Origin of the sequence: Methanobrevibacter sp. (assembly GCF_030539555.1) — an archaeon.
Taxonomy (GTDB): Archaea; Methanobacteriota; Methanobacteria; order Methanobacteriales; family Methanobacteriaceae; genus Methanocatella.
In genome coordinates, this window is the sequence record NZ_JAUNXX010000107.1 from 1 (window position 1) to 3,471 (window position 3,471).

At 31.5% G+C, this 3,471-nt stretch carries 4 protein-coding genes and 1 pseudogene; all 5 read right to left on the minus strand.

The genetic code is table 11. From position 1 onward, the window contains the following. Positions 1–515, minus strand: a 515-nt coding sequence (locus Q4Q55_RS10030) for an endoglucanase (RefSeq protein ID WP_303372665.1), incomplete at its 3' end; no start/stop codon positions are given. 223 nt (positions 516–738) lie between these two features. Then, on the minus strand, positions 739–1,542 hold the full coding sequence (gene pheA, locus Q4Q55_RS10035; protein ID WP_303372668.1) for a prephenate dehydratase: 804 nt from the start codon (positions 1,540–1,542) through the stop codon (positions 739–741). 34 nt (positions 1,543–1,576) lie between these two features. Next, a complete protein-coding gene (locus Q4Q55_RS10040) occupies positions 1,577–2,377 on the minus strand; it encodes a CBS domain-containing protein (protein WP_303372666.1) in 801 nt (266 codons plus the stop codon). 21 nt (positions 2,378–2,398) lie between these two features. Continuing rightward, positions 2,399–3,334 carry a CBS domain-containing protein gene (locus tag Q4Q55_RS10045; protein WP_303372667.1) on the minus strand — a complete coding sequence of 312 codons (936 nt, stop codon included), beginning with the start codon at positions 3,332–3,334 and terminating at the stop codon, positions 2,399–2,401. A gap of 61 nt (positions 3,335–3,395) precedes the next feature. Next, positions 3,396–3,471 (minus strand): annotated as a pseudogene (locus Q4Q55_RS10050) (7-carboxy-7-deazaguanine synthase QueE); the annotation flags it as partial.

The window sequence follows — 3,471 nt, forward strand, 5'->3', positions numbered from 1 at the left end:
GAATAACTGCTATCAGAACTACTTGAACTACTGTCAGAAGAATAACTACTATCTGATGAAGTAGGGCCGGAATCATAACTAGAACTACTTGAAGAATCTGACGTGGTTTCAACATTACTATACGAGGAATCCGAACTTGAACTAGTAGAACTATAATTAGTATAGGAAGTTTGAGATGAAGATGTGGTGGTATTTGCAGCAGTATTTTGAGTAAATTCAGGGAATGCTGTATCTTGTACAACCGCTACAGAGTTAGTTTGAGATAATGTATCAAAGTCAAAATTAAAAATACCATAAGCAACACCTGCTGTAAAAGCAATGACCAATACTAATAATAAAAATAGCTTGAATGTACCGCTATCCATTGAAGATTTTTCACGTTTATTGTATTTGGCATCACCCTTTTTAGGGTTGATAATGTATTTTTGAACCAAATCCTGTTCTTCTTTCTTTTTATTTTTGGTAGACTTTCTACTTCTTCTTTTCTTTTTATTATCGGCAGGTTTACCTTGCATAGACCTAATTCTTCTAGTAGCTGCTTGGGCATCAATAGTATTTAGTTTATCCTCATATTTAGAACGAAAATAACTATATTTTTCGGCTGAAATTTTACCAGACCGATAATCTTTCTCCAAACTGCTCATAATTCTAAGAAGTTTTTCTCTATCATCAGACATTCCTACCCTCCCTGAATTTAATAATATTATAATATATATCAACATTAATTTATAAGTTTACCTAAAATTCAGGATAGGAACCCAAAACTTTTAAAAAATAAGTATTTTCTTCAATTTCTTTTAAGATGTTTTGAACTACACTTTCATCTTTATGACCATTAAAATCAACGAAGAATAAATATTTTCCCAAACCTTTTTTAGAGGGTCTGGATTCGATTTTAGTTAAATTTATATTTTCTCTTTCAAAAATTCCTAAAATGTGATACAATTGACCAGGACGATCTTCAAATATGGAAAAAATAATTGAAGTTTTATCGTTTCCAGTCATTTCATGACTTTTTTTTGAAAGAACAACAAATCGGGTTTCATTATTGTCTGTATCTTGAATATTTGACCTTAAAATCTCTAAACCATATAAGTCAACAACTTTTGAGTTGCCGATAGCTGCTTTTGATTTATCCCCAATAATACTTTTAGCTGCTCTAGCTGTACTTACAGCATAATGAGGTTGGATTTTATTTTCACTAATAAACTCCTGACATTGAGATATGGCCTGAGAGTGAGAATACACATCTTTAATATCTTCAAGTTTTGTTCCAGGATTAACGATTAAATTCTGATTGATTGGGATGATAATTTCTTTAAATATTTTTAAATCATATTTGTGAGCTAAAGAATCCAAAGTAATCCCTACAGGACCTTCTATTGAATTTTCTATCGGAACAACACCTAATGAACAATCTCCATTTTTTACACTTTCCATTACTGCCGGAATAGTACAATATGGAATTAACTCATCCCCTACAATGTTGGCCGCTTCATGGGTAAATGTTCCTTTAGGTCCTAAAAATGATATCCGTGTTATATTAACTCCTCCAAAAAAATAAAAAAAAGGATATTTAAGATTCTAATTTTTCAATTAGTCTTAAAATATCAGTTTGTGTTATAATACCAATAACTTTCCCATCATCAACGACAGGCAATCCATTAAAACCTGTTTCCATTATGATTTCAGACACTTCAGTTATAGTCATGTCTCTTGAAACGAAAGTTGGATTTGAAGACATGATATCTTCAACCAGAAGATCTTTAATTTGAGATTTTTGGTATTTTTCGGGAACGGATTTTCTAAATTCGATGAATGCCCTCATCAAATCCTTAGAAGTAATCATTCCAAGAAGTTTTTCATCTTCAACAACAGGCAATCTACCAACATGAGACTCGATCATTTGTCTTCTTGCATGAACGATTCTTTCAGTTGGAGACACCACTATTAAATCTTTAGACATTATTTCTTTTACAGTTATCTTATCAAATGCAATTCCAGTAGCTAAAGTAACAAAATCTGCTTTAGAAACAATTCCAACCATTTTTTCTTCATCCATGACTGGAACTGAACCGATGCCTTTGTCCAACATTATCTTTGCAACATCACCCAATTGCATTGTTTGAGGAACTGTAATTACATCTTTAACCATTACAGATGAAATATGAAGTCTTGATGCAGGCATACTTTCATATTTTGAGGAACCAAGTTTATTGGCAATATCCCTTTCTGAGATAATACCAACTAGTTCTTTGTTATTGGTTACTGGTAAACGAGATACATTATGTTTACGTAACAATTTTAAGGCATCAGTAAGATTTTGATCTTTGTCTACAGTGATTAAGTCTTCAGACATCAAATTCTTAATTTGCATATTATCATCTCCTATAAATGTTTAATATCTTTTAACTGCTCTTAAAATATCTCTTTCAGTGATAATTCCCATTACTTTATCATTTTTAACTACTGGAACACCACCAATATTTTTTTCAGCAAATAATTCACATAACTCACCGATAGTGATGTTTGGATCTACTGTGACTGGTTCTTTAACCATTATTTCTGAAATTATTGTTTTTAAAACATCAGTAGCTAAATTGGAATTTAAATTATCAAATAATTCTTTTGCGTTTAAGAATCTTATAATATCGGTAGATGTAACAATACCTAATAATTTTTTAGCAGCTTTGGAAATGTCTGCTTCACCACCTACAATCGGAATTCTTCTTAAACCATTTCTTACCATGATTTTACATGCACTTTCAAGAGGAGTTCCAGGAGTGGTTGTGAATACTTTAGTACTCATATAATCTTGTGCAGTTTCTTTAGAAGCAATACCTGCTAAAGATAATGCAATGTCTCTTTCAGTTACAATACCAACAAGTTTTTCATCACCATCAACAAGAGGAATAGCACCTAATTGATTTGCTAACATTGTTTCAATAGTTTCTGCAATTGAAGCCTTATTGGATAATGAAATTACATCACGTGTCATGATTTCTCTAATAGGTTCATTGATAGCTGCTAAGAAGTTGTCTTCGTATTTTTTTTCAATAATGTTAAATTTGCTTCCTCCACCAAAGAAGTCCAATATATCCATTACTGTTACAATACCCAACACTTTACCAGAACCAGGGTCGGTAATTGGTAATCTTCTAAATTCATGTTCCATCATTATTTTAGCAGTATCTTTGATACTTTTTGAAGGAGGGATTGAAACTACGTCTCTAGTTGCAATAGCCATGATATCTCCTTCTTTATCATGAACTTTAGTTTCACGTTCAATTGCGCCTGTGTTTGATTTTCTGTTAATGGATGTTTTATCTTTCATTTTCACACCTCTAATATAATTATATTTCCTTTAAAAATAAATCAATATATTAAAAACAAAACTACTCAATATCCAAAATCTTGTGGATTTGAGGAATGGTGGAAACTTCAAAATATTGCCCAACAATCTCGGAAAAC

Bases quoted from the DNA above. Each gene is read 5' to 3' on its own strand.
- Q4Q55_RS10045 (WP_303372667.1), bottom strand. From the start codon at position 3,334: ATGAAAGATAAAACATCCATTAACAGAAAATCAAACACAGGCGCAATT.
- Q4Q55_RS10040 (WP_303372666.1), bottom strand. From the start codon at position 2,377: ATGCAAATTAAGAATTTGATGTCTGAAGACTTAATCACTGTAGACAAA.